Origin of the sequence: Sulfurospirillum oryzae, from assembly GCF_025770725.1 — a bacterium.
Classification (GTDB): domain Bacteria; phylum Campylobacterota; class Campylobacteria; order Campylobacterales; family Sulfurospirillaceae; genus Sulfurospirillum; species Sulfurospirillum oryzae.
Genome location: NZ_JANZKZ010000002.1, coordinates 351,259 through 371,018, shown reverse-complemented (window position 1 = coordinate 371,018; position 19,760 = coordinate 351,259). Strand labels below are relative to the sequence as shown.

Annotated in this window: 18 protein-coding genes; 2 read left to right on the top strand and 16 right to left on the bottom strand. The window is 32.9% G+C overall.

What is annotated here, in order from left to right; genetic code table 11:
• Position 1 precedes the first annotated feature (1 nt).
• The 11 genes from N0B29_RS06375 to N0B29_RS06325 are packed head-to-tail and all read right to left on the bottom strand — an operon-like array spanning position 2 to position 9,454.
• Positions 2 to 220, bottom strand: a complete 219-nt coding sequence (locus tag N0B29_RS06375; RefSeq protein WP_263832870.1) for a hypothetical protein — start codon at positions 218 to 220, stop codon at positions 2 to 4.
• A gap of 3 nt (positions 221 to 223) precedes the next feature.
• Positions 224 to 625 carry a hypothetical protein gene (locus N0B29_RS06370; protein ID WP_263832869.1) on the bottom strand — a complete coding sequence of 134 codons (402 nt, stop codon included), beginning with the start codon at positions 623 to 625 and terminating at the stop codon, positions 224 to 226.
• Entirely contained in the window at positions 625 to 3,492 is a 2,868-nt protein-coding gene (mobF, locus tag N0B29_RS06365) for a MobF family relaxase (RefSeq protein WP_263832868.1), read from the bottom strand. Before mobF ends, N0B29_RS06370 begins: the two co-directional genes overlap by 1 nt.
• 24 nt (positions 3,493 to 3,516) lie before the next feature.
• Complete coding sequence (locus N0B29_RS06360; protein WP_263832867.1) at positions 3,517 to 3,672, bottom strand: hypothetical protein; 156 nt, start codon at positions 3,670 to 3,672, stop codon at positions 3,517 to 3,519.
• A gap of 17 nt (positions 3,673 to 3,689) precedes the next feature.
• Positions 3,690 to 3,962, bottom strand: coding sequence for a hypothetical protein (locus N0B29_RS06355; RefSeq protein WP_263832866.1), 273 nt, complete (start codon positions 3,960 to 3,962; stop codon positions 3,690 to 3,692).
• On the bottom strand, positions 3,959 to 4,738 hold the full coding sequence (locus N0B29_RS06350; protein ID WP_263832865.1) for a nucleotide-binding protein: 780 nt from the start codon (positions 4,736 to 4,738) through the stop codon (positions 3,959 to 3,961). The genes N0B29_RS06355 and N0B29_RS06350 overlap by 4 nt, the downstream gene beginning before the upstream one ends.
• Before the next feature lie 10 nt (positions 4,739 to 4,748).
• Complete coding sequence (locus N0B29_RS06345) at positions 4,749 to 5,171, bottom strand: septation ring formation regulator EzrA (RefSeq protein WP_263832864.1); 423 nt, start codon at positions 5,169 to 5,171, stop codon at positions 4,749 to 4,751.
• A gap of 3 nt (positions 5,172 to 5,174) precedes the next feature.
• Entirely contained in the window at positions 5,175 to 5,432 is a 258-nt protein-coding gene (locus N0B29_RS06340) for a hypothetical protein (protein WP_263832863.1), read from the bottom strand.
• Positions 5,433 to 5,466: 34 nt separating this feature from the next.
• Positions 5,467 to 8,526 carry a hypothetical protein gene (locus N0B29_RS06335; RefSeq protein ID WP_263832862.1) on the bottom strand — a complete coding sequence of 1,020 codons (3,060 nt, stop codon included), beginning with the start codon at positions 8,524 to 8,526 and terminating at the stop codon, positions 5,467 to 5,469.
• Entirely contained in the window at positions 8,523 to 9,209 is a 687-nt protein-coding gene (locus tag N0B29_RS06330; protein ID WP_263832861.1) for a hypothetical protein, read from the bottom strand. The genes N0B29_RS06335 and N0B29_RS06330 overlap by 4 nt, the downstream gene beginning before the upstream one ends.
• A gap of 2 nt (positions 9,210 to 9,211) precedes the next feature.
• Positions 9,212 to 9,454 carry a hypothetical protein gene (locus tag N0B29_RS06325; RefSeq protein ID WP_263832860.1) on the bottom strand — a complete coding sequence of 81 codons (243 nt, stop codon included), beginning with the start codon at positions 9,452 to 9,454 and terminating at the stop codon, positions 9,212 to 9,214.
• Between the two features lie 144 nt (positions 9,455 to 9,598).
• Between N0B29_RS06325 and N0B29_RS06320 the strand changes: the two genes are divergently transcribed.
• Positions 9,599 to 10,306 carry a hypothetical protein gene (locus tag N0B29_RS06320; protein ID WP_263832859.1) on the top strand — a complete coding sequence of 236 codons (708 nt, stop codon included), beginning with the start codon at positions 9,599 to 9,601 and terminating at the stop codon, positions 10,304 to 10,306.
• Entirely contained in the window at positions 10,307 to 10,708 is a 402-nt protein-coding gene (locus tag N0B29_RS06315; protein ID WP_263832858.1) for a hypothetical protein, read from the top strand.
• 17 nt (positions 10,709 to 10,725) lie between these two features.
• On the opposite strand, the gene N0B29_RS06310 is transcribed toward N0B29_RS06315, so the two are convergent.
• From N0B29_RS06310 to N0B29_RS06290, 5 genes are all read right to left on the bottom strand, one after another.
• Positions 10,726 to 11,850, bottom strand: coding sequence for a tyrosine-type recombinase/integrase (locus N0B29_RS06310; protein ID WP_263832857.1), 1,125 nt, complete (start codon positions 11,848 to 11,850; stop codon positions 10,726 to 10,728).
• Positions 11,851 to 11,859: 9 nt separating this feature from the next.
• The gene (locus tag N0B29_RS06305; protein ID WP_263832856.1) at positions 11,860 to 12,483 is read right to left on the bottom strand and encodes a hypothetical protein; all 624 of its coding nucleotides are present in this window, start codon (positions 12,481 to 12,483) and stop codon (positions 11,860 to 11,862) included.
• A 9-nt stretch (positions 12,484 to 12,492) separates the two neighbouring features.
• Positions 12,493 to 16,362: a YobI family P-loop NTPase gene (locus N0B29_RS06300; RefSeq protein ID WP_263832855.1), complete on the bottom strand. Its 3,870-nt coding sequence runs from the start codon at positions 16,360 to 16,362 to the stop codon at positions 12,493 to 12,495.
• Positions 16,363 to 16,647: 285 nt separating this feature from the next.
• Positions 16,648 to 18,252: a tetratricopeptide repeat protein gene (locus tag N0B29_RS06295; protein ID WP_263832854.1), complete on the bottom strand. Its 1,605-nt coding sequence runs from the start codon at positions 18,250 to 18,252 to the stop codon at positions 16,648 to 16,650.
• Positions 18,252 to 19,346, bottom strand: coding sequence for a protein kinase domain-containing protein (locus N0B29_RS06290; RefSeq protein ID WP_263832853.1), 1,095 nt, complete (start codon positions 19,344 to 19,346; stop codon positions 18,252 to 18,254). The genes N0B29_RS06295 and N0B29_RS06290 overlap by 1 nt, the downstream gene beginning before the upstream one ends.
• Between the last annotated feature and the right edge of the window lie 414 nt (positions 19,347 to 19,760).

Below are 19,760 nucleotides of genomic sequence, written 5' to 3'. Positions count from 1 at the left end.
TCTAGTACCTTGTCAAAGAATGATTTTGTTGTAAATGTGCTTGATTTTTGCCAATGAGAATATTTTTATATTCATTGTCTGACTTTTTTTCTAATTCTTCTTCACAATCTCTTTTCTCAGCATTTTCTTCATCTTCTGCCACTTCGTGATTTGTTTCTTTGCCGATACCACTAATCTTGTTTATAATACCTACAATAGTTTTTAGAATTTCCATAATCATGTTTCACTCTCCAGTATAGATTTTCATAAATTTTGCATCGACAACATTTAACATGTCAAAATAGATTTTAAAAATATCTTTATCCTGTAAAACAGATGTAGAGTTATCTTTATTACTAATTGCTAGCTTGTGTTGCTGAATGATAGATTCTATAATCAACTCAGTTTCTTGATATGGCAATGTATCAAGAAAGCCATTTGGTAATCGATAAAAAGAAAGTTTAATATCAGATTTTGTAGTTGATAAAAGAGCAATTTTTTTTACACTCCCCTGCTTTAACGTACAGATATCGCAATATGTTTTAGACAATATGAGTGAAGTACATTGTCTTAATAGATCAGTATTTGAAATTTTAGTAGCAGTGCACACTATAAGATAATCTTCATAGTAAAATAGGCAGTGCATTAGCGGCTCCTTTTTTTCTCCAAAGTTTGCTCTCGATTTATATTTTTATTGTTTTGTTTAACATTATCAATTAAGATATTTTTCATTTGATCTTTGCCTCGAGTGCTTTCAATCTCTCGTCGATCTCCTTTAAATATGCCAAAATGTCGGCTAAGATCTGCGAGTGCAATTTTGAGCTTTGTGCAATAGTCTCCCAGTATTGAAAGAGTTGATCCTCTTGATATTCTTCGTTCTTTTTGCTCATTGAATGTCCTTTCGTAATTGTGATTTGTATGTGCCTCATGCTGCATTGCCGACCTAAAATAATCTAGGGTACTTGTTTTGATTTGCGTTTTTTGTGTATTCTCCTTGAGTGTTGCTATGCTGTTGGTATAGATCAAGGCATCACGTTTTGCCCTGGTAATTTGCACGTAGAAGCGGTTTAAATTGGCCATTTGTGCATTCGTGAAAGCGATAACCCTACTAGTAGTTTGACCTTGGCTTTTATGCGCTGTAATCACGTATCCATGATCAATATAAGGATACTTGGAAGCATCAAACGCCAACTCTTTATTTCCCTTTTGCACTTTGATGATATTCCCATGAATTGCTTGGATCACAGCGGCCTCACCATTTCTAAACTTGAGGTTTCGATTGTTTTTTGTAAAAACGATTTTGTCGCCGACACCAAATGCTTTTTCTTTGATAGCAAAAGTTTGAATTGCTTGAGCGTGAGCTTTGCTTAGATCAATTTTGATCCTTTGCTCATCTTTGGTAACCGTGATCGTATTGGATGGATGATCAATCGCGGTGATCATCCCTTCTTGCCCGGCACTAAATCCTTGAAACGCATTTTGTGCGACAACAATTTGACCTACTTGATAATTGCTCGAGTAGTGTTTTTCAATCTCGTTTAGATTGATTGCCTCTTTGATAGATAACGGTTGAGACTGTGTGACTTCATTTTGAGCGACGAGATCCGCTCTGATTAACTCATTTAAAGCTTTACGATTCGCGTTTGTATCAACCAAGAGTAACGTATCATGACGATCTTTGAGGTATTCGTTTTTGATCCTCTCGAGATCCGTTGTTTCATGAAGGCGTTGGTGCTTTTCTAAAATGCCAAACGCCTCTTCTAAATCCTTGCTCTTGATAGACGAATAAAGCGATCGCATCAATTCTGTTTGCGCGCGTTTATTCTCAGTCATTTCGACGATACGAATATCACTTTGCTTTTGAAGCTGCGAAAACATATTGCCAGCACCTAGAGATTGGAACTGCTTTTGATCACCGATAAACACAATTTTTGAATGGTTTTCTTTAGCAATCTCACATAAGTGGTGCATCTGTAACGAACTGACCATTGACGCCTCATCTACGATATAAACCATATTCTTTTCCGCCGGTGGACTCACAAAAAAGGCGTGTAACGTCGTAGAGGGGATACCACTTTCACGCTCAAGCTCTTCACTGGCTTTTCCAGTAAAAGCGAGTCCTCGTAGATTGCTACTTTGTTTTTGACTTTCAAGCGTTTCTCTAACGGCTTTGAGCATAAACGTTTTACCCGTACCAGCATCGCCCTGGATCACTGAAATAGACTCATTGCTTGAGAGAATGTGTGCATACGCTTCTTGTTGTCCTTTTGTGAGGCTATAAGGCGTATGGCTTAGATACTGCTCCACGCGTTGAGCAGAGATTAAAGGATCTGTGCGGTTTTTTGCCATTGCAACAATCTCAAACTCCTTTTGCAAGAGCTCTGGTGTAGAGTAGGCATTTTGATCCAATTGCACAATCGATCGCTCATTTACATGATCATCAAAAGCATTCTGCATAGCACTCAGTGAATGTTCGCCTAACGAAAGCTTCATTGCGTTTTTCATCACATCTTCACGATTAAATACACTCGTCTTTTCGCTTTGAATACGAATCGAAAGATCCACCGCATCTTTAGCCGTTAATTTTTGATGTTCATGATTGGCATGTGAGCTATTAAGCTGATTGAGATAGGTCAAATCTTTACCGGTGACAATGGTTTTGGCTCTTTCGATATTGTTGTATTTAATGACGTTACGATCAGCGTTTTTATCTTTCACGTTTCGGCTGCCGGTTGTTGCCATCTCTTTGAGTTTTTCTCCCTCGAGACCAGGATATTGCTTTTTTAGCTCCTCGTATTTCTCGAGGACTTGCTCACGCCTTTGTGAAAATTCACTGATCAGCTCTTTGGAAACACCTTGAATTTCAAAGAATCCCTCTTTGGCATTTGTAACCTCAATAGCAAATCCTTGGTCTCGAAGATTTTTGGCCAATTCATTGCGATACGTCTGACCTAAAAACATCTTGTGAGTGAAGAGCTTATCATTGTGCAACGCTCTCCATTCACCGTTCTCCTTCTGCGTTGCATTGACGATAAAGCAATGCGTATGCAATGATGGGTCATTTTCTCTACTGGTATCGTGTTGAAATTTAGCGATGATGAGATTACCGGTTGAGATTGCTTCTCTATGCCCGTCCTTTTGTTCTCTTGTTTGCGCATAATGATCTTCTACAAATGACAGTGTGGTTTGCACCGCTTGATCATGTGCTGCACGTATGAGTTGATTGGTACGTTCATCACCTAATTCACATAAGATCGATGCGGATTTTGGAGCAGAAAAGGTTAGATCCGTTCCCGCTCTTTCACTGATATCAACAAGAGTGCGTTCTTCGCAAGGATGAATACCAAAGCATAATCGCTCAAATTTTTTGATATCTATTTCACCGCTCAAGCCTAAACGTTCAGCACCTTTGCCAGCCCAAACGCTTGTCTCTTTATTTTGCTGATAGTAGTTTTGATCTTTTGCATGATAATGAGCCGCTTGCGCGCTATTCATATTTGCAATTGAAAGCATTTTTGTCTCTTTTTCGTCTTTTTTTCACCTCGTGCCATTAACGTGGCGTTGGGTGTGAATGTTTTCTCGGTTGCCTTTGAGTTGCTCTTTGGTGGCACTTGGTAGCTTTTCGATAGCATTGAGTAGCAAGTGGTTGCATACGATTGCTTTCGGTAGCATCACGGTGGCACGAGGTTGCATTACCTATCTTTTAAGCCCTAGAGGAATCCTTTGAACTTATCCTCTAAACTGACTTTCGGTGTTTCACTTTTGTCAGCTTGCACCGCTTTTTCTTTGGTTGTTTTTTTCGAGAGAAACTTTTGAACTTGCTGCCTTGATATCTCAAGGCCTCTTACTTCTTGTAAATAATCAGCGATCTGATTATGCGTGTAGTTTAAATTCACGAGTTTTTGAATTTCATCTCGATAAGGCTCAAGAGAAGAGACACGCTTTAAGGGCGTGTTCTTTGCAATCCAATCTTCGTACTTCATGCTTGCTCTCCCAAAACAATGCTTTTTAGCTGTGCGATCGCTTCACTCTCGAGATAGTCTTTCGCGTTACGTGAAATTTTCCAATTGCGATAGATCTTCGTCATTTTGTCTTTATCGCTTTTTGTTTTTGTCTTCGCATACTCAAGTATCTCGTTTTTGTTATATTGGCTTGCGAGTAGAGCAAGATCTTTGATCGTCTCTTTATTGCGTGAAGCGGCATAAGAAAAAAGTGGAGTTTTCGGACAAACAGCAAAGTGCGTAAAGGTAGATGAGATATCAGGGATCTCAAAGTCCTCGTTACCTTTGACGAACATAAGATGATCAGGATCACTGAGATCCGCGTTATTTAACACCACTAGAATTTTTGCTTCAGACGGTAAAACGTTGTATGTATCTACGAGGTTTTTAAGCTGAACGAAATCGGGCATAAAAGGGATGATAAAAAGTGTATCGGCTATCAAGTCTTGATCAATAAATGTATGGATTACTTTCAGTGAATCATCACCACCACCGGCATCAATCACGCTGATCTTGTCCTCATCGAGCATATTGGTGACGACGAGTTCCTCAAGTTTTTGCGTACCCTCTTGAATATTTAACGAGATGATTTTCCCTTTGAGAATCTGTGTATTTAAAAACGCCGTAGTCGTTTTATTGTTGTTATCGATCTCGATAATCTCAAAATTTCTATCCGATAAAATGGCCGGTAAAACGTGAAAAGCGAGGGTGCTTTTACCTACGCCACCTTTGGTATTAATAATTGCGATATTTTTCATGGTGTTCTCCTTAATGAACGAATTGATAGATAAGATTGAAAAGAGGTTTATTCGCCGCTTCAAACGCTATAAAAATTCCGCATGTAAAGAGTGTAGCTACACATGAAGATACAAGTATAATAATCAAATTAGATCTTTCATCTTTTCTTCTTTGCTGAATAAGTCTAGTTATCTCAATAATCTCATCATCCGCATTTTTTAATACTTTTACACTATTAATTAAATGCTCTTGAATAGTAGTGACATGTATTTTTTCAGCAATTCTTTTACCGATATTTTCAATGTTTTTTTCAATGTTTGAAAATTCATTTTGTGCATTTTCAAATCGCTGAGAAGCTTTATTGAAGTTTTCTATTTTGTCTTCAAGAGTTGCTAATACAACTCTCGCCTCTTCAAAAAATGCGTATGTTTGATCTGCTGTTTCAAATTTCATAGATTACATTCCTATCACAATACGAAAAAACAAAAAGCCACAAGCGTGACCAATCATGCTCAAAATAAAAAACTTTTTAGGCATATTCTCATTTTTATCTTTTTTCGTTTTGGTAAATACATATATCGAAAGAGGAAAACCAAATAGTGCGTAAATAAAGATAAATGGTGTGTCTACCCATGCCAAAAAAGCCGCGCAAGCAACTATTAATTGCCTAGCTTGTTCGATAATATCATTTCGATTTATTTCTAGTTTTTTCACTTTGACTCCTTTTTTATGTATAATTTTGTGTATTTTAAATTCTTGTTGTCGCTTTGTGTTTTACGTCACTAAAGACGTTATTTAAACTTTTTTGTACCGCACTACCTCCTTTATGACCAAAATAACTTAGAACCCAGTCATGAAAATGCATAATAATCGTGTAAGCAATAAAAATTGAGAAGAAAACTAAGAGCATCTCACCCATGTTATAGACACCATATGCTTGTATTCCTGCTAAGATGTTATCTATCCCAGTAAAATTTGAAATACCTTCATTTTTTGAGTCCAATTTCAGAATAATATTTTTGGATGAAAACAATATAAATTCTGCAATCAGGCGGTACAGCCATAACATTGCGCCTTTAGCGAATAAAAAGGCATAAATGGAAAGAACGATGCTTATAGGAGATAGCGCCAATAAGACAATTTTATAAAAGAATTCACCAATTGTTGAAGAAGAACTTGTTTTATCAAAAATGAGTCCCCAAAGCATTACTGCCGTTGAAATAAAAACAGCAATAATGACCTCAATGAAATAGTAAATTATTTTTGAGATTGTTAACAGTGTTACGAGCGCAACTGCAAAGATAGAAAATAATGTAATATACAAAAATAGACAAATTATATAAGTAATTAGAAAAGTTACTATATTTTTCCCATCTTGTGCTTTTGTTTCTTTTATAATTTCAAGTTTTTCGAGTTTTGTGATTCCTCTAATAATTAAATTTGCACCAGAAGGCATAAATTTGATTAAAGAGCTTGCTGCATTAGTTGTTGCACTCGCTAGAGCCATTGGTATTGTAGTTTTTTCAATGCCTGCATAAAGTTCACCAAAACCTGGAAACATAAAATAACCAAAGCCTGAAATAGCTTGCCCCATTGTCCAACCAACACCGATTCCAATTTTTCCACTCATACCATCGATTTTGTCAATAAAAGATTTTATTGATCTCCAGTTATCGCTGCTGTTTTCAACATTTACATCTTCTTTAATTGCTTGGCTTTTTCCTGCTTCTAATTCATTTCGTTTTACCAAATCAACTTTTTGTACTTCCATCTTTCCAACAGCATCAATAATTTCATTATTCTCACTTCGCTTTGAAAATGTAAATATTTTTTTTGTTTCTAGGATGTCTGTAATACTAGGGACAAGAGCTACACTAACCCATCCTAACTTATTACTAATATTAACAATTGCAGTAAGGAAGCCATTAATTTCCTCCATATCACTATCAAGAAAAGATTGCATATTGTCAGAAGCTGCGTTATAACCCTTAATAATTTCTTTGTATTTAACAAAGTTATCACTACTCGCTTGTTGCATTTTTTGAAACATTGCAGCGCATGTGCCATAATCAACACTATCAAACCCAAGTGGGTTATCTTTTAAATAATTAATGTTTGTATCAACACCACCATAGTAATCTGGCAATGAATGATTGCTTGAGAGATGAGAATAGTAATTTGATCCACAACTTTTTTCAAAAAAGTCCATTTCTTTTTTTAAAAGTACGCTTTTTGTTACAAACTCTGACATGTCATCTTTAAAGTTTTTCTTCATTTCACTTGCATCGTAATAGCCATACGAAGCACTAATAAATTTTAAATAAGCAAACATCGAATAATCATGAATTAAGTTTGCCCAATAAGTTCCAAGCTGGAAGATATAACGCACACCGACTTGAACAACAGTAGCGTTTTTTAGGATTTCTTCTTGTTGGGCAGCAGAAGGAGCCGTAGAAGGCTGATATAGAAATGCGCTTGGGATTCCTTTGTCAGCAGGAATAATAGGTGCAGTAAATAAAATGAGTGCACTTATTGCTGAGATAAAATTGTTTTTAAAATCAAATTGAAATTGAGCCCCAGATTCTTTGTCTCGATCAATTGAGCGTCTAAAAAACGCGTAACCGAATATTCCTACTGTGCCAAGTCCAAAAATCATCGTAACGATATGATTAAAAGCGTGAGATATGTTGGCAATTAGATAATAATAAAATCCCCAGAATTGAGCATCAAGGCTTTTAAAAACCGAAACAAACTTATCTTGCAGTGAATTAAGGTCTGTAACTTCTATTGGAGAAGAATTAACAGAGGTATTACGAATTCTAATTTTACCGCTAGCATCAATAACAGGGTTGTCTAAAAATTCCATATCGCCAGTTAAAATACCCAAGAATAAAGAAGGTAATGTATTCGTGTGGTTGCTGTGAGAATCCAAAGAACCGCCAACATCAACTGGGGCAACTTGTGATTCGGATTTGCTTAAATCAGCAATTCCTTTTAAAAGGTTTGAATATGTTTGTTTAAACTCATCCGATGCATTGATCGTACCTTCGTTGAAAGTATGCATACCATAGTTCTGGCTATATGTAAGGTTAGGAAGGGCGTTTATATCACCTTTTGCAATTGCCTTATTGATTGCTTCGGCGTCTTGTGCGCATGCTTTATTAACTCTTTTTACGGTATAAAATGTTTTTGATTTTAAAAAGCTATACTCACATGTATATGCACCTGTGTAAAAATTTATACCTGTGATTTTTACAGAATATGCTTTTTGTCCATCTTCAGAAACAAGATTTTTAGGAAATGTTGCATCTTTTATTTCTGAAGCTTGGGGACAAGTAAATCCTGAAAAATTCCCTGAATCACCACTTTTAAAAGCAACATTATCAAAATCGCTTTGTTGTACAGAGCTAAGTCCCTTGTTTAAAGTGTTTCCAGAAAAAGACATTGCATCTGATGACCTTAAGAATGATGGAGGCATTCCGCATCCACCCGTTGTATTGACTGACTGTCCACTTGATGAAGATGCACTACTCGATGTAGTCTTTGCAGTAGTCGTATTAGATGCACCAGATGAAGTTGTACTGCTAGATGATGTTCCTGAATCACTACTATTTGTTGCAGATGAGGATGCTGTCCCTTCATATTGTACAACAAGAGCTTCTTTTTCAGCTTTAATGGCATCACATTCTGATTGTGAATTTCCAGTCTTATCAAAAATTAATTTTTGTTGATAAACATATTGGTATGAACATTCGGCAGCATTTGCAATTGATAAAAAGATTATCAATATAAGGAGTGTTTTTATCATTTTTTAGCTCCTTCTGTTGCGTATTGCTGTGCAAGCTTTCCCCACGCCTCAATTGCTGCCTCAGGGGCCAAATCTTTACCTGTTACGTTATTGTGCAGGTAGCCATTTATTATAGATAGACTTTTATAACCTGCTACACCTTCCCATTTTGCATTAGTATTATTATATTTGTCTATTAGGTGTGCTTTTAACTCTCTTGTTTCGCCGTTAAGAGATTTATTTTTTATTTTTTTATTGATTATTTTATTAATTAATTGTTGACTTGAGTCGCTTGAACTCAAAGTGTGATTTAATTCATCGATTTGCAATTGAAGCCTAAGTTGGTTTTTTATTGCACTTTTTTTCCCTCGTAAGCTATTTATCTCTACTTTTTTAAGATATGGTTCTTGCCATATATTCAGACTTGGACATATATAGCTTTTACCATTTTCGTCGCGAACTTCTTCGAAAAGTCCATACGTCGTTAAGACGGTATTTAGTATTGGTATACTAACTCCTATATCATGTGCAAGAAGATCAACTGCTTCGGCTGGGTATCTCATGTCAGGCTGTCCTGCAAGGGTTTCGATGACAAGCATTGCGACACCATATCCAATACCTCCAGGCAAATCATTCATCAAGCGCTTAACTGGTATTTCGTGTCTAAAATTAGTAGGATGCAAAAAAGCTTTTGGAGTTGTCATCATCAAGCCTTCTCAGTTTCACAAAGCCAAGATGCTACTGACATGGCAGTCCAAATACGACGCCTACCAATTTTTTTAAAACGAGGCAGAATATTGTTTTTTATAACTTGCTCGTCGCTAAATTTCATAAAAAATTGATCGCACTTTGATTTACTTACACCTATCGCTTTTGCAAGAGTTGCTATGTCAAAACTCATTCCATATCGATTTACAAGCATTTCACAAATTAATTGTCTATCATTCATCTCTAGCCTTTAACAATATTTGTTATTTTTAGTATTTATTAATAGAATTTTATACCAATATTTTTTATTTGTCAATATCTAATAACAAATTTTTTGATTTTTTTGTATAATTACAATATCAAAATAACAAATAAAGGTAATTTGATGCAAAAGACAATATCTAAGCTTTTTGATGTTCATCAAAATACAATTTCGAATTGGAAAAAAGAAGAAAAAAGAGGACTGAGTTTTTTCCTAAAATATTTTAAAAAAGAAGAATTAGAAGAATTTATACAAACTGGTAAAATGCAAAAACTTGAAAATATAAAAATTGCAGATTTACTTTATAATAACACTATTAAACAATTACAAAATATTAATTTTATTGATACTTATATTGTCTTTTTGTATTTACATAAAAATATTAATGTATCTATTCAGAACAGTTTTAATAACTATACGCACAACTTAAACTTATTCAATGAATTACAAAAAATAGAAAATTTTCATGATTTTTATTTTTCTTGTCTTGATTTTAATGAATATGCATATATCAAAACAACTATACAAACACATTTACTTGATTTTTTAAACTCTATAAATATAAGTGTTTTAATAGAGCCATCAGATGAAAACTATATGTTAAAAGACTATCCTTCCAATTCTATGCTTGACTATACTAATACAGTTGTCAATTTGCAAGAATTTGATTATTATCATCAGGCTCTCATTGCAAACTCGTATGAGCATATTTTTAATAAATATTTTAAGCAGCAAATGATTGCATTTCATAATTTTGTTTATAGTACAGAAGATAAAAATGCTATACTCATCTTAGATAAGCTAATTCATCTCTCCAATGGAGCAAAGTAAATGGAAAATGAAAATTTAGAAATTGAAGAATATGAAGTTACAAACCTAGATGAAAATCAAATAGCGTTCTTTATAGCAGAAGAACTTGTTTTTAATGATTCTTCTACTACTCCTTATGATTCGCTTTTAATAATAACTTATAAATATGAAAAAAAATATTATAAAATCACAAAACAATTTGCGATTTTACTTAAAAACAAAACAACTTATACCCTTGTTGATGGACCCATTAATGGTCTTTTTGTTTTGAAGGTTACACAACCTAATGGGGAATATTTCTTTCAAGTGGTTGATGCTTCTGGCTTTGTAGAACAAGATAATCTGTCAAAAGATGGAGCATCGAATTATATTCGTCGTCCTAAAGCGCAACCTGCACGCTCTATTGACCGAACATTAGGATAAAAAGTTTTTAGATATTTTTAGATATTAATCATTTTTGTTGCTTCATGTCTTTTGTTTGGTATCAAATGGGCATATCTCATTGTCATTTCAATTGTTTTATGTCCTAACTGCTCTTTAATTTGTAAGATATCAAGTCCACTAATTGCGAGCCAACTAGCATGAGTATGTCTCAAGCTATGAGCTGTGATTTTTTGTTTAGCCTCTTTATTTTTATTACCTGGTATCACAGCTTCAATCGCCGTATCAAAATGAGCTGGCATTTTAAGTAATTGACCTCCCGTTGAAGTGCTAATGATTAAATCACTTTTTTGATTTTCTGATAGCTCTTTAAGAGTTTCTATAAGACTATCGTTTATATAAATATGCCTTTCATTACCTCGTTTCGTCTTCTTAAAGAAAATCGTATTTGTATCAAAATTAATATCTTGCCATCGAAGTGATGTGACTTCGCCTAAACGTGCACCAGTAAGCAGTAAAATTTTAGTTAGATGATAAGTTTGTCGATCTAATGTCCACAATATTTCAAGTAATTCTTTGGCCTGTTCTTTTGTTAAAAAAGCTAATCTTGCATTATCAATTTGAGGCATTCTAACTCGACCATTTGCGATAGGATTAGTATAATCCTTGATTAGGTCATTTTTGAGCGCATAGTTGACAATATGGCGAGCTAGCACTAACTGATGCTTTACAGTTGCGTTTGAGATTTTTACACCCTTAGCGTTTGTTTTAGAAGCCATTTCAGTTTTAAATGATTCGAAGTCTGTACTTTTAATCTCTTTGACTGCTCTATTTCCCAAAAATGGCTTTAAGTGTTTCTCATAATTCCATGAATCAGTCTGCCAACTTTTTTTATTATTTTTAGCCCATTCAAGGTATTTACCCCAAATATCATCAAATTTTACTTTTTTAACTCTACCAGCAGATATTTTCGGTGCTTCTTCGTGCTGTAATTTGTATTTAACTTCAATAAGTTTTGCATATGCATCTCTAGCAGTAAAATCACTAGCAGAAGTTTTTTTACCAACTAATGTTCGTGTAGGTTTACCATCGGCATCTCGATAATTGATATAATAGCTTACATCTCCATTTTTAAGTTCGTTTATCCACACGCCTTCATATTTTCCGCCTACAGATTTAAGCATTCATATCCTTTATACTATGCAATGATGTTTGTAGGCATATCTTAATTTTTCTATATTAATGCCATGGAGTAACAAATCATTCATGTTCATGTGTACTCTATTTTTTATCGGGACTATGTTTCTTGTATGTTTTCTTATTTTATTAACATCTAAAACTTCTATGATTTGGTTAGGACTAATGCCTATTTTTGTACAACATTCTGGGCTTATAGTTTGTGAAAAAACTTCATAAATCTCTTCTTGTGAATTTGTCATTATTCCTCTTGAAGAATAGTGGTTAAGGAAATCATCAAGTTCTATATTTTCTCTTTTAATTTGCACAAGAATCAATATTTCTTCTCCCCCATATTTTTTTACAGCATTTTGACTATAAATATCATCAATATGTCCAATAAGATATATGTTTTTTTCATCTCCTGGTTTACTTTGTTCAGCATTACTAAAAATAGTTGTAACACTTGGAGGTTGTAAACCCTCTTTTAAAATATTAGTTAGTAAAAAGGATGAAGTAAAATGACCCATTATTAGATATTCAGAGGTAAAGAAATCTTCTTTATCTGATTGTTTTGCACCTCCAAAAGGGAGGAATGAAAATATATCTAAAATCTTATTTTTAATTATTTTTTGTTTCATTTCAAATAGTTATAATTTATTTCTTATTTTAATACTAAATCGATAACAATTTTTACGTTCAATAACATTTAAAATCATATTTCGCTTTTTAAGTTCTGTTATCAGTAACATTGTATTGTCAGTAATCTCTAAATATATATCATTTCTCCTGAGATCCTTCCCATATGTTGCGATATGATAATAAACATCTTTTTCGTGTTTTATCAATATCAAAGCATCTCTTAATTCTTTTTCATTTAAAGATTTTATTTCTAAAAGTAGTAATTGTAAGCTTAGCTTGCCATGGTTAATCATAGATATCGTTTGCATTATCCATGCATGAAATTTATAATAATTATTAAATTTATTTGATGTTAAAAATCTATAAATAGATTTCGCTTCATCTTGGTTGCTAATTAAAGAACTATCTAATTTTTGAAGTATTTTTTCTTTTTGTTCGACAATTAAGATGCTTTGATCAAGGAAGCTCTTTAATTGTTCAGAATTTATATCATAGGTATCAATTCTTTTTATAAAATAATCAAAATTCCTTTTTATTAGTTCAATTGCATTATTATGACTTCCTTTTTCCCATATTCTTTCAAAATGAGTAGGAGTTAATTCTATTCGTTCTAGTTCAATAATCAATCTAAGATTATTGTCATCAATTTTTGTAAAATCAGATCTAAGGTATTTATATTGAGGGCATAAAAGCATTAATGATTTTGTTAAATCATATTCTTCTACATAGTCACTTTCCTCATTAATTAAACTATAAAACAACTTATCCACTAATTTTTTATCAAAATTTTCATTATCTGGATATTTTTGTAGAGTACCGCTTTCAATACTATTTTGTAGAAAACTGAATAATGTTTCATCTACTTGCCCATCAGATATTTTGTCAGCATAAGAAACAATATTTTTCCATGAGAATGAAACTTTGTTGTTGGCATATAAGATTTCTATAATTTTTTTATCATCCCACATGACTTTATTAATATCGTCGATACAAAAAATCTTTTTTTTAATTAGAGATTCTAGGGTATCTTTTTCAATCTCAATGCCACCAGTAATCTTAGCTGCATTTATAAGATCAAGCATAACATTAGCGTCTTCATACGGATCGGTTATTTCCAAAAGCTCATTTTTAAGATAATTGTTTAAATTTTTGTTAACTCGTTCTATCAATTGTTGTTTTTGTGATTTTAAAATATTAGTATATGTCGCATTTTGTCCCGAAAGAATAACTGAGACATTTTTTGCATTTAACATATACAGGTTAGATTCATAAAATTTTTGTAGTAATCGCTCATCCGCCGCTAATCTTCCTAAATTAAGTAAAGTAATATTGTTTTTTTGCAAAAAAGCGACAAGTCTATCTTGTGCCTCTTTAGCTTTTTTTTGATCATCATGCTTCCTAAGATAAAATACTTCAAAATCTAAATCATTTTCAATATGTCTTTTAATTCTACCAGCGTAGTCTTGTTTTTTAATGGTTTCAATTGAACATACTTCAAAAAGCTTGTACAAAAAGTCATGTATGCTTCCCGGAGGATATCCATGTACATAATAGTTCCATAATCCATCCCAATTTTCTGCTAATATTTTTATATGTTCATTGATTTCGTTTTGCTTATTGAGTTCTCGAAGATGTCCAAAATAGGAAGACACAAAATATTCATCTGTTGTTTCTTTTATAGCAGTAAGAAATTTTGTAAATAGTGATTTATTTTCTGCTTCTATTTTTGAATATTTAGCGAAATTGGATAAAATTTCATTAAATAAATCAAAATTTAAAACACTATAGTGAATGACCGTTTCTTCTTGAAGTTCTTCCGCAACTTTATTTGGTGTTGTAAGCTGATAATCATAAAGTTTTTTCTTCTCTCTTTGTAATACCCACATTAAAAATTGTTTGTCTTGTAGTTGTAATTCTCCCTCAGTAGTCATAAAATAGGATATTAATGTGTGATATTGTTCATTTAAAAGCCCATCTTGAAGAAGTATTTTAATAAGAGGATTTTCAAGGAGTTGTGTTTCTTTTTCTTTTTCGGTCATTTGATTCATTGAGTCTTTGAAAAAAGGACTAGTCAGTATTTGGCTTAATTTGTATCCTTTTAGTTCTTGTTTTTGTTTTTCTAGTTCATCTATTTCATCTCGAATATCAGATAACGACGTTTGATTATTTATCTGATCAAGTCTGCTTCTATATGATAATTTTGATGGTATATATTCTTCTATTTGTTGTAAATCAAGACTTATTGAAAAAGAATTATTATATAAATCTTGACATTGAAGATTTTTGTTTTTAAATATTATTGGCAAGAAATCAGCATTTTTTAAAAGTTCTGTTACGTCAATAAAATCTTTTTCATCTTCAATATAGATTTTATAAATAGTATTTAGGGTTCTAGTAGATTGTTGTACAGCCATGAGATAAATGCTATTTAACTCTTGAATACTAAATAAAAATGTATTTTGTGTTTCAGTAATTTCTCTTTTAAGATTCGCAATCTTTGCATCTATTATTTCAATTTGCTTGTCAATAATAAAGTCTTTTGTTTTATTAAATAGAGAAAATAAAGTGCCTTCATCTTTTTGCAGTTTTGAAAATTCACTTGACATAATATTTTTAAAAACGATAATAGATAGAAGCTGATCCATGATAATTGTACTATCTAATTGCGAATGGTAAAGCCTAAATTCATTAGTTATATTTATTAACAGCCTCATATCGGTTATATAATAAGATATTTTTTTAAGTAACTGGTTACTAATATATTTTTGACCTTGTGTTCTTTTATCGTCTATAGAAATGGACTTTTTTTTAGATTTATCATAAAGGAATGTACCTAGTTCTTCTTTCAATTTTATATATGAATTATAGGAACTGATAACAGGCACTAGAGGAATAATGTAATCAAAGAATTTAGTCCTTGCTTCAGTATCAAAAACTTCATCTTTTACTGCATAAATGAAACTAACTTGTTTAAGTTTTTTTCTTAGAACTCTTGATTTATTAATAATAAGATTTATCTCTCTTAGTTTTCTAAATATTTCTGGTTTCTCAAATCTGTCGAGATCTTCAAAGACAACTACGTTGTACTCTGTTTCTTCAAAGAAATATAATATTTCATCTATATATCTATTTAAAACGGATTTATCATCACCAGTTATCTCAATTTCAACATCTTTAAAAAATACTAGTTTTTTGATTTTAAAATAAGTAATTAACTCTGATAATGTGCGAAGTCCTCCTAAAGAAAGAATGACAAATCCAATTATTATAGAAAAAAAGAACATGTCTGGAGGCGTCAATATTTTATAAAAACTATTTAAAATACCTATATTCCACAAAGACAAAAAAACAATAATCCATGAGATAAGTAGAGTTAAATGCATCATAATTATTAATGGATTGATATTTTTTATTCGTTTAAAACCAGAATGTTTTAAGTGACTCCATTTCTCACCAAAAAACATTTGCTCTAATATACTTTTTTCAATTCTCTCTTGCTCGGCGTTAATAATATTGCCTTCTTTGTCTTTTTCTCCAAATGAGGCAAGTGAAATATGTAAAAACTTATATTTATACTTTTTTAAATGTAATTTTTCAAAGAGCAGAAGAGGTAAATTTTGTGTATTTGTTTTTTTTGCTTTTCCCTCATCTTCTTGTATTGAAATAAAAGTTCTAATAAAAGAACTTTTACCTCCACCATATGGTGAGGTAATGGCTATATTATTTGTATTTTCATCATCTAAAGCATCTTCTAGTATATTAAAGTATTCTTCTTTTTTTGCAATTTCTTTAGATGATAAAATTGTTGGTGCTAAACTTTTATATTTGTGTCTTTTCAGTTCTTTTTCTTCCACTTCTTGAGTGCTATTGTTTGACATTGTTGCCTCAGTATTTACTTTAAATGAACGATTACATCATAGTGTAATGTTCTTTATATTTCCTAGTGACTAGCTCAGAAATAGTATTGCGTTAATTTTTAATTTTAAGTTTGTGATAGAAATTTAAATATTTTTGTTCTGATTTTTCTTTGAGTGACCATTGCTTAATGGCTTCCATATCTACTTGATTTTGTTGAGTAACCCATATCGCTTGTTGTAAGCATTGTTCATTATCCCAATGATAATAAGCAGCCAGCCTATCTTTAAGCAGCTCTTTTATAGCTCTTATTTAGGGCTATTTGCGACAAGACTTTTCATCGTATCGAGACATTGACCCATCAAATCACTTTTTAGGAAATCAATTGAAGGGTTCTTTGTCTCCGAAGGAATCATGTCAAGCAACTTTACAATCTCAACAGCGTTTTTTGAGTCGTGGATAAGTTCCTCTCGAGCATAGTTTATAATCGCCGTCCAATTCAGATTAGAATTGTTCATTTTCTTTGTATCAGAGATCGCTTCTTGGTATAGCGCTCTTCCTTCTTCTATTCGCTCATGCTGTCTCGTTCTAAATAGGGCAAGCCCTCGTGTCGCTTTTAAACATATTTTTGTTTCTTCTGCAATATTGCTTGCTTTCATTTTATTGAGCATATCCAATGCTTCATCCGGACGATTATCAAGTGATAAAGAGTACGCATAATTATTGATCAACCCTGGATCATCAGGATGGCTTAAAAGACCAGCTTTAACGAGTGCGATCGCTTTGTCTTGATCGCTCACTAGTGTCGCTGCTATATTGGAGCCGAACATCGCCGCATCTTTTGAAAAGGGCTGATCGATTAGCCAATGAATCGCTTGCGTTAGTGTCTCATTAAAATCTTTTCTTCCAAAATATGAATCATAGGTTAGCGCTTCAAATTTTTTCTTGGTATCGAAACTATCCAACGATACCTGTAAAGATCCCTCCAGCGATGGGTCTTTACGTAAAGCCCATTTGACTTGTGCGAGAGTATTGTCATTTGGAGCTTTTAACGCTTCTTTGAATAATGTTTTGCTTCTTTTGCGGCTACCATGAAACATTTCGATCGTAGCAATATTGCTTGCAAGCTCAGTCAAACTAAAAGGAGCGTAGTTCTTTGAGTCAATAATTCCTATTCCTTTTTTTACAAACTTTGAGCTTCTATCTAACAGTGTAGACAAAGATATTTCTGCGGACATCAACCACGGATCATGGGATACCATCGGCGTTTTTTGCAGATATCGTTGCATTTGCTCTAAATAATCGTTTTTTTCACTATGATAGTGCACAAAAAGCCTTGTGGCACATCTAAAAACAAAACGATTGTTTTTTGCTAGATGCATCGCTATTTTCATTGCGTGTATTGATTTTGCTTCTTCTCCAATAATTGAATAATAGCGCGACAGTTCAACATATAAAACAGGATTAAAGTTGAATTGTTTTAATGAATCTCGTGCACATTTGATTTTGTCTTTAATCCTTGTTTCATGATCTTCAAAATATCGTAGTAAATCCTCTTCATGATGATGATTTATATACTGTTTATGTAAAAGTTCTGGAGAGAGAATCTGTTTTGCAAGATCAAATTGTAAGCTTGTTACTTTATCACTGTTTTTTAAAATAAGATATGCTGCTTCTTCAACTTCTTTTGCTTCTAATCGATTATTTGCGATCGCAGCACTGATGAGCTCTGAAGCATGAACGGTTGTTTTATTAATTTGAAAATCGATGATGTATTCGTCGATATCGTACACTTTTGGAAAATTTCTTTCAACAGTTTGATACGCATCTAATTCCCCCAAGGACACAGTGGAACCAAAGCTCCTCCAATTGGGAATTACATGTCTGTCATGTTCTGTGCTAACACTAATCATTACAATTCTTTTTTTACACGAATTTCGGCTTTATGCCTTAGTAGATCAAGCGTCGAAATAAACCTTTCCATGCTATAGGGGTTTCTTCCCTTTTTAATATTGGCAGGATGTCCTCTTTTGTCTGGCATTGGTTCGCATAATTGTTCAACAAGTATTCTTAAGTTTTTCTTGAAATATGAATCATTTATGCTCTTTTCGAATACATCCAATGACTCAGCAAATGCTTTTTCCAAGTATGGCAATATCTCTTTAAAATCACCTTTCCAAACCGCAAAATGGAAAGATTGTGGTATGTGGTTTATTAAAAGTGCCGACATACTGATTTTTGTGAAATAAAACACAATGAGGCTACCAAGCATATAGCAATCAATTGCAAAAGAACGTTTGTGCCAATCTTGATCAGAAAAATAGTACCAAATCTCTGGAGGAGCATAGTTTCTATCACCAGTAAAATCTAATTTGCTGTAAGGTCCTGATATGCTATGACATACAGAGCGTCCGAGATCACATAGTTTGCTTTCTTGTTCTTTGTTGTATATCAAGATATTAGAGGGTTTTAAGTCTTGGTGAGAGACGTCAATTGCGTGGAGTTGTTTAAGGCCTACGGCAATATCATGGAGGGATTTAAATTTCCAGGCATCATCAAGTCTGGCCGAAGCAAGCAGTGCTTTTCTCACATCACCGTCAGCTGCCTCAAAAATTAAGCACGGCACAAAACCTGCTGTATACCCTTCGATGAATTCTTCGCTAAAATCAACGACAAAGGCAACTTTGGTTACATAGTTACTTTGACAGTGAAGCGACAGATCCCTTTCGTATCGATAAGCATTAATCATTTTTGCAAAAATTTCAGATGTTTCTTGTTGCGATCCATCATGCTTCGGAGGAGCCATGGATAGAAAACGGCCAAAATCAAAAGCTTTCATGAAGTATTTGACTCCGTCTTTTTCGACGATATATGGTACTGAGAAATAAGAACCTGTATCCTCTGGTCTTTTTGTCAATAACTCTTTGACTTCCCATTTGTCTTTAATTGTCCGCCCAACCATATTATATGCTGCTAATCCGCTTACGTCTACGCCATCATCCAACATGCATTAGTGCCTTATGTGTAGTATATCTATATATTTTACAAAGTTCTCTATTATTTACCATTGAAATACGATTTACTTTTTCTTCTTGCACTTCCTGTTATAAAGAACTGATTATCTTTAATCAGCTCTTTTATAGATTGTAAGTCATAATGTGCAACTCTTTTTTCCAATTGGTACCTTTCATATATCTTGTAAATATTAATCAAATAGGTTAAATATGTCAAGGGGGTTTAAGATTTGCTTCTTTTAAAATTTTTACTACAATTTTACTACAAAGTTTATTATTTAATGTAAAAAAATGTAAAGAAATAAAAAATAGAGTTGTTTTAAGATCCCTATAAATAAGGTATCTTGAAGTATTTTGATAGTTTTTAAGAATAAATAGAAAAAGATAAAATATAGACTCAAAATCTA

What these genes read in the sequence shown, in the direction of transcription:
- N0B29_RS06375 (WP_263832870.1), bottom strand. Translation starts at nt 220, where the DNA reads ATGATTATGGAAATTCTAAAAACTATTGTAGGTATTATAAACAAGATT.
- N0B29_RS06370 (WP_263832869.1), bottom strand. Translation starts at nt 625, where the DNA reads ATGCACTGCCTATTTTACTATGAAGATTATCTTATAGTGTGCACTGCT.
- mobF (WP_263832868.1), bottom strand. Translation starts at nt 3,492, where the DNA reads ATGCTTTCAATTGCAAATATGAATAGCGCGCAAGCGGCTCATTATCAT.
- N0B29_RS06360 (WP_263832867.1), bottom strand. Translation starts at nt 3,672, where the DNA reads ATGCAACCTCGTGCCACCGTGATGCTACCGAAAGCAATCGTATGCAAC.
- N0B29_RS06355 (WP_263832866.1), bottom strand. Translation starts at nt 3,962, where the DNA reads ATGAAGTACGAAGATTGGATTGCAAAGAACACGCCCTTAAAGCGTGTC.
- N0B29_RS06350 (WP_263832865.1), bottom strand. Translation starts at nt 4,738, where the DNA reads ATGAAAAATATCGCAATTATTAATACCAAAGGTGGCGTAGGTAAAAGC.
- N0B29_RS06345 (WP_263832864.1), bottom strand. Translation starts at nt 5,171, where the DNA reads ATGAAATTTGAAACAGCAGATCAAACATACGCATTTTTTGAAGAGGCG.
- N0B29_RS06335 (WP_263832862.1), bottom strand. Translation starts at nt 8,526, where the DNA reads ATGATAAAAACACTCCTTATATTGATAATCTTTTTATCAATTGCAAAT.
- N0B29_RS06330 (WP_263832861.1), bottom strand. Translation starts at nt 9,209, where the DNA reads ATGACAACTCCAAAAGCTTTTTTGCATCCTACTAATTTTAGACACGAA.
- N0B29_RS06325 (WP_263832860.1), bottom strand. Translation starts at nt 9,454, where the DNA reads ATGAATGATAGACAATTAATTTGTGAAATGCTTGTAAATCGATATGGA.
- N0B29_RS06320 (WP_263832859.1), top strand. Translation starts at nt 9,599, where the DNA reads ATGCAAAAGACAATATCTAAGCTTTTTGATGTTCATCAAAATACAATT.
- N0B29_RS06315 (WP_263832858.1), top strand. Translation starts at nt 10,307, where the DNA reads ATGGAAAATGAAAATTTAGAAATTGAAGAATATGAAGTTACAAACCTA.
- N0B29_RS06310 (WP_263832857.1), bottom strand. Translation starts at nt 11,850, where the DNA reads ATGCTTAAATCTGTAGGCGGAAAATATGAAGGCGTGTGGATAAACGAA.
- N0B29_RS06305 (WP_263832856.1), bottom strand. Translation starts at nt 12,483, where the DNA reads ATGAAACAAAAAATAATTAAAAATAAGATTTTAGATATATTTTCATTC.
- N0B29_RS06300 (WP_263832855.1), bottom strand. Translation starts at nt 16,362, where the DNA reads ATGTCAAACAATAGCACTCAAGAAGTGGAAGAAAAAGAACTGAAAAGA.
- N0B29_RS06295 (WP_263832854.1), bottom strand. Translation starts at nt 18,252, where the DNA reads ATGATTAGTGTTAGCACAGAACATGACAGACATGTAATTCCCAATTGG.
- N0B29_RS06290 (WP_263832853.1), bottom strand. Translation starts at nt 19,346, where the DNA reads ATGTTGGATGATGGCGTAGACGTAAGCGGATTAGCAGCATATAATATG.